This window comes from Nosocomiicoccus ampullae (assembly GCF_001696685.1).
GTDB classification, from domain to species: domain Bacteria; phylum Bacillota; class Bacilli; order Staphylococcales; family Salinicoccaceae; genus Nosocomiicoccus; species Nosocomiicoccus ampullae_A.
In genome coordinates, this window is the sequence record NZ_MBFG01000002.1 from 159,462 (window position 1) to 165,871 (window position 6,410).

Genomic DNA, 6,410 nt, shown 5'->3' on the forward strand with positions numbered 1-6,410 from the left:
ACTTAAGCAGTAAAATATTTAGGTAATTGTACTGCATGCTTATCAAGTAAAATCTGCTCTTTTAGAATACCTTGTTCGCGTAATAATTCTATGTTTTGTACAATGAACTCGTCGCTACCTACAACATAAAATAGACCGCCTTTGTCTTCAGCAAGTTCTTTTACTCTCTCATAATAACTTTGACGGTTATCCACAAACTCAGAAGTAAATTTCTTCTCTGTCGAACTCTCGAATACATCAGAGAATAAAAATTCTTTTGATGAATCAATATTTAGTGAATGAATTTGATTTACGTCATCCGCACGTTTTAAATATTCAAGAACAAGTGGTCTAAATGTTGCTAAACCAACACCTGATGATAGTAAGTAAATATTCTTGTTTTCTCTTTTTAGCGGCACGTTGGAATGAGTTTTAAATAATGCAACATCATCTCCAACTGAATGTTCCTTTAATGCTTTTTTAAATTCAGAAGGCAGATCTCTGATACGTGTTGTAATTCCTATTACACTTTCATCATTCGTTGTTGAGATAGACATATGGCGTACCATTTTCTTGCCAACATTTTCATCTTGGAAACCTTTCAGTGCAAAATGCGTATGTGCGCCCTCTTCCCAAGTGAAGTCCTCAGGACAGTCTAAGAAGTATGTTTTGACTTCTGAATTCTCATCTTTAATCTTATTTATTTTAGTCCAATATATTTGCATTAAGCATGCTCCTCTATATATAATTTATAATTTCGTCTAACTTCACATGCGTCGTACTACACCATTTAGTATATTCTGACACGCGTCAGATTTCAAATTTTTAAGATTATCTTTTGTTGGTTTAATCTTATTTATGGTCACTTCTCCATTCTCTACTTTTACGACTTTTTCTAGTTATATAATAATTAAAAGGGAAATACTGTTATTAATTAATTCTTGTTGATTTGAAAATGATATTAAAATCATCTAAAATATTATTGACTAATAAGTAAATATGAAATGTTTTCTAGGGTTCCGTAACTTTTAAGTTAGCCTGGTCCGAGAGAAAACTCACAGATTTTTCTGTGTCACGGAAGGATAAAAGCCTGGGAGAAACTGATATCAGTTTTCTCAGGCTTTTTAATTTTATTGGGGGTAACAATGAAAAAATATTGGTTCACTTTATTTTTAGCATCTTTTTTTGAAGTATTATGGGTTATCGGACTTGCTCATTCGTATAACTTTTTAACATGGACACTTACTGTCATTTTAATCATATTAAGTAACACTTTAATGATCAAAGTTGCACAGGTACTACCTACTACTACCGTATATACTATGTTTGTTGGATTAGGAGCTGGTGGTACTGTAGTTGTAGAAATATTATTCTTTGGAGAACCTTTCAATTGGTTGAAGATTTTTTTAATTTTAATACTTCTAACTAGCGTGATTGGGTTAATGATTGTCACAGATTATGAAAAACAGCAAAGTGAGGCGAGGTATGAGAGCTGATGGCATGGATAAGCTTAGTTATTTCAGGCATATTTGAAACATTTGCGGTTTCAATGATCAACCGCTTAACTATAAAAAAGGATTGGCAAACTGTCATTTACATTATCATTGGTATAGGTATGTCACTATTGTTCCTTCACTATTCGTTGATTTATATTACTATGGGAACAGCTTACGCAATATGGACAGGAATAAGCGTTGTATGTAGTTCACTTATTGGTATGTTTTACTTTGGAGAATCAAAAAGTATTTATAGAATATTATTTATTGCACTGATTCTTAGCAGTGCAATTGGCTTAAAACTCATTTCATAAAAAATGCCTGTTAGACTAAAATCTAACGGGCATTTTTTATTTCTATATCAATTTTCGTTCTAATAACGCCACCACCTCCACATGGTACGAGTTGATAGAATTGATGAATTTGCTATTTTTAATGAAATGTTCGTATTCGGGAACATGTCGACTAATTTGTAGGTTTGTGGGAACATATCAACTGATTTTTTATGATAAAAATTTTTGGTTTTAATATTTTTATTTGACTATTAGAGCTGGGCAATTTACTCTTTTCATTACTTTATGACTTACGCTACCTAATACCATTTCTTGCAATGAATTGAGTCCCCGACTACCTATAACAACCATATCAACCTTTTCCTTATTTGCGTATTCAATAATAGTAGGACCAGGATATCCATGTAGTATTTCAAGTTTATATTCTATATTTTTCGACTTCACTTTTTCTTCTATTGGAGAAAGTATTTTGCGACGAGTATATTCAAGTTCTTCTTTTCCCTGTGAATGAAGAATTTCATTTTTAGATTTTGAATAATCAACAACATAAATAATTTCAATTCTACAATCGGAAATTAACGAAGCGATTTTCACCGCTTCATCAGTTGCTCGTAATGAGTTTTCTGATCCATCAACAGCTAGTAATAATCTTTTATACATTTTCAAACCTCCTATTTTATTAATTGTTTAATCTACATTATTATTCACAGCGAGTTTATGGAATATCTCTCTGCTTGATGTATCTAAACCAATGATAGTTACCTTATTATCTTTTTCTTGAAATTTAATCACTGCTTTATCAACTGCCCCTACAGCAGAGTCATCCCAAATATGTGAATCTGAAAAATCAATTATTATATTTTTATTCTCCAAATTGAAATCAAATGACTTTAAAAAGTCTTCAGTTGATGCAAAAAACAACTGACCTTCCACTTCATAAATTACTTTATTATCTTGATGTTTACTTTTCACTTTTAACTTTGATATTTTAGCTACAAAGAAGATCGCACTAAGTATAACCCCTGCAATAACACCCTTTGATAAATCATTGGTAGCTACAACTATTCCTACGGTTACCAACATAACAATTGAATCAGTTTTGGGAGCTCTTCTAAGATAAGTAAACGATGACCAATCAAATGTCCCTATTGAAACCATAATCATTATTCCTACTAATACAGGCATTGGGATTTGTATGACTAAGTCCCCTAATACTATAATTAAAAACATCAAGAATATCCCGGCAATAAAGGTAGATAACCTTCCACGTCCACCAGACTTCACATTTATAACAGATTGACCGATCATTGCACATCCAGCCATCCCACCAAAGAACCCTGTAACAATATTTGCAATACCTTGTCCTCTTGACTCTCTGTTTTTATCACTTTCTGTGTCTGTCATATCATCTACAATGGAAGCTGTAAGTAAAGACTCCAGTAATCCAACAATAGCTAACGCTAGGGAAAAAGGAAATACAATTACTAATGTTTCCAACGTAAATGGAACGTTTGGAATAAAAAACTCTGGCAATGTTCTTGTGATAGCTCCTAAATCACCGACAGTGCGTAAATCAACATTGGTATAAAGTGCTACGGCTGTCAATGCAATAATTGCGATTAATGGAGCTGGAACAGCTTTGAAAAATCTCGGAAGTATATACACGATTGCTAATGTAATTGCTACAAATACATACGTCAAATTAGAAATCCCAATAAAGTGAGATACCTGAGCCATAAAAATTAGAATCGCTAATGCATTTACAAAACCTATCATGACAGCTCTTGGTATGAATTTCATCACTTTAGCTACTTTAAATATACCAAATAATATTTGGATTACACCTGTTAGGATAGTTGCAACCAGTAAATAATCAAGTCCATGTTCTTTTACTAAAGGAACCATAAGTAATGCCATTGCACCAGTAGCTCCTGAAATCATTCCCGGTCGTCCTCCGACAAATGCTATAATTACAGCGATACAAAAGGAGGCATATAAACCAACCATGGGATCTACACCTGCTATGATGGAAAATGCAATTGCTTCAGGTATTAGTGCTAATGCAACAACAATTCCAGCAAGTATATCCCCTCTCACATTTGAAAACCATTCTCTTTTTATTTTCTCTAACACTTAAATCTACACCTCTTCTGTTTAAATTTATTTTTTATCCCTCGAAAAATCCAAACTGACCTTAATAAAAATAGTTTAACACCTTTCGTCCCAAAATGGAACCATTATGGGAAATAACATATTATATTTTATGATATAATTATTAGGGCTTCTTTTTTAAAATAAAGGGGTGTTTAATATGTTGATTGGTTATATAAGACCTGAAAGTGATGATGATAATTATAATAAACAAATAACAACACTTCGTGAAATAAATTGCGATAAAATAATTATCGAAAATCATTCTTCCGCAAAGAATCGAACTAAACTTAACGAAATGATCCATACACTTGAACAAGGTGACAAAATAATAATCACTAAATTATATTCGCTAGCGGACTCTACACTACATTTAGTCGAGCTATTACAGATGATTGAACACAAAGGTGCCTACATAAAATCAATTAGAGAAGATATTGATACGAGCAATGAAAGTGGGTATCAATTTAGTTATATTGTAAAACATCTAGTTGAATTTCAAAGTGATGTAATTAGCGAAAAGACCAAGAAGGGATTAAATAAGGCAAAACAAAGAGGAGTTACTGCCGGAAGACCACGATTACCTGATGAAAATGTAAAACGCGCTATTAATATGTATCAAAGTAAAAAATATAGCCTATCTGAAATAAGAAATGAAACTGGTATTAGTAAATCTACCTTATATAGATATCTTGAAAGTTAATTATCATTCTACATTCAAAGAAACAGTTTAATCCTATATTGTTAATTTAAACTAACGTAGCATATTCTGAAAATACGCTGCGTTAGTTTTTATTTTATATTGCTATTTCCTTTTCAATACCCGATTTAAACTCAATCGTTAAATTCCTTTTATGAATCGTCACTCTTTCAATTAACTGCCTTACAAGCAGGTCATCGTATGTTTCAAGTTGCTGCGGTTGCTCTTTTAAATACTTTGTCATTTCTACAATCCGCTGTCTAAGTCCTTCTCGCGCTACGTTTTTCATCATGACTTCCTGCTTCAGTTCCCGCAATCGATATATTTCTTCGTAAGGTACTCTGTCCCGATCCACACGTTGTCTGATGTTTTCTTCTGGTATCCAAAAGTATGGCAATATCACATATTTATCATCTTCATATTCTGGTGGAAAGATTAAAACAAATGCGGTTATATCTGTTGTCGATGATAAGTCTAAACCCGCATAGCACTCTCTACCAATTAAACTTTCAGGGTCAACTGGCAAACCACATCTGTCCCACTTTTCCATTGGCATCCATCTGACAGATTGCTTTACCCATTGATTCAGTCGTAACTGCCTAAACAAGTTCTCCTCAGCTGGATTTTGTTTCGCACTTTCACATGCTTGTTCGACTTTCTCAATATCAACTGTAATTCCTAGTGATGGATTTGCCTTCTTCCAAACTTCAGGGTCTGTCCAATCATCATCTTCCTCTGCACCATAGATAACAGGATAAAAAGTAGGATCTATTTTTCTTCCCTCAAGTACATCTTTTGCTTTCTGATGTACTTCGTAACATATTGAATGCTGGTCATTTCCTGCAGTTGTGATTAAGAAATACAATGGTTGTTTCCTTGCGTCCCCTGAACCATGAGTCATAACATCGTATAGCCTTCGGTTCGGTTGTGCATGTAACTCATCAAAAACTACCCCATGGACGTTCAATCCATGTTTTGTATAAGCTTCCGCAGATAACACTTGATAGAAACTACCCAATGGTTTATAAATCAATCGTTTTTGTGAAAGGACGGGTTTAAATCGTGCCTTAAGTGCGGGTGATTGTTCCACCATATCAACTGCAACGTCAAATACAATCGATGCTTGTTGCCTATCCGCAGCACATCCATATACTTCTCCACCATGTTCAAAGTCACCACATGTTAAAAGTAAGGCAACCGCAGCGGCAAGTTCTGACTTTCCTTGTTTCTTAGCTATCTCAATATAGGCAGTATTAAACTGTCGATAGCCATTAGGCTTCATCGTCCCAAATACATCTCGAATAATCTGCTCCTGCCAATCTATCAAGTCAAAGTTTTTTCCAAACCATTCACCTTTTGTATGTTTTAAATAACTTATAAAGTTTACTGCCATATCAGCAGCATCCTTATCGTAGTAAGATTGTTCAGCTTTAAAGATTGTTGGTTTATAAATTTCTAGCTTTCTAATTATAACCACCCCCTTAGCAAATAAAAAAACTAAATGAATTTATAAAGTTTTGCACGACAAAAAAGCCCAGATTGCTATCTGAGCTTAAGACATCTATTTAATTGTTCCACAATCTGTACCCTTTTGCAGAACAATATTCACTGTTTAATTCACAATTTATGTGTTAAAATAACTTTAGGTTTAACAAGGAGGAATTTAAATGGGTAATTGTTCATTATTTGTAATTGACTTCTCCATTTTCGTCTAAGTTTTAACACTTAAAACGGAAGGAGAATTAGCACTTGGGTATTTTTAGCATTTTTGTAATAAATACAGTTCATTAT

7 protein-coding genes and 1 riboswitch are annotated in these 6,410 nt (G+C 33.4%); of the genes, 3 read left to right on the forward strand and 4 right to left on the reverse strand.

The window, feature by feature from the left end; translation table 11 throughout:
* Nucleotides 1–2 precede the first annotated feature (2 nt).
* Nucleotides 3–704: a dihydropteridine reductase gene (locus BBS29_RS02585; RefSeq protein WP_068128755.1), complete on the reverse strand. Its 702-nt coding sequence runs from the start codon at nt 702–704 to the stop codon at nt 3–5.
* Between the two features lie 275 nt (nt 705–979).
* Nucleotides 980–1,078: riboswitch (guanidine-I (ykkC/yxkD leader) on the forward strand.
* Nucleotides 1,079–1,124: 46 nt separating this feature from the next.
* On the opposite strand from BBS29_RS02585, the gene BBS29_RS02590 reads away from it, so the two are divergent.
* Both BBS29_RS02590 and BBS29_RS02595 read left to right on the forward strand, forming a co-directional pair.
* A complete protein-coding gene (locus BBS29_RS02590; RefSeq protein ID WP_068128757.1) occupies nt 1,125–1,475 on the forward strand; it encodes a DMT family transporter in 351 nt (116 codons plus the stop codon).
* Entirely contained in the window at nt 1,475–1,789 is a 315-nt protein-coding gene (locus tag BBS29_RS02595; RefSeq protein ID WP_068128759.1) for a DMT family transporter, read from the forward strand. Before BBS29_RS02590 ends, BBS29_RS02595 begins: the two co-directional genes overlap by 1 nt.
* A gap of 219 nt (nt 1,790–2,008) precedes the next feature.
* On the opposite strand, the gene BBS29_RS02600 is transcribed toward BBS29_RS02595, so the two are convergent.
* Nucleotides 2,009–2,428 (reverse strand): universal stress protein, encoded by a 420-nt coding sequence (locus tag BBS29_RS02600; RefSeq protein WP_068128761.1) that lies wholly within the window; start codon nt 2,426–2,428, stop codon nt 2,009–2,011.
* A 27-nt stretch (nt 2,429–2,455) separates the two neighbouring features.
* Complete coding sequence (locus tag BBS29_RS02605; RefSeq protein ID WP_068128763.1) at nt 2,456–3,901, reverse strand: SulP family inorganic anion transporter; 1,446 nt, start codon at nt 3,899–3,901, stop codon at nt 2,456–2,458.
* Nucleotides 3,902–4,079: 178 nt separating this feature from the next.
* On the opposite strand from BBS29_RS02605, the gene BBS29_RS02610 reads away from it, so the two are divergent.
* Nucleotides 4,080–4,622 carry a recombinase family protein gene (locus BBS29_RS02610; protein WP_068128765.1) on the forward strand — a complete coding sequence of 181 codons (543 nt, stop codon included), beginning with the start codon at nt 4,080–4,082 and terminating at the stop codon, nt 4,620–4,622.
* A 94-nt stretch (nt 4,623–4,716) separates the two neighbouring features.
* Here BBS29_RS02610 and BBS29_RS02615 read toward each other — a convergent pair whose 3' ends face one another.
* The gene (locus BBS29_RS02615) at nt 4,717–6,087 is read right to left on the reverse strand and encodes a terminase large subunit (RefSeq protein ID WP_083286805.1); all 1,371 of its coding nucleotides are present in this window, start codon (nt 6,085–6,087) and stop codon (nt 4,717–4,719) included.
* Between the last annotated feature and the right edge of the window lie 323 nt (nt 6,088–6,410).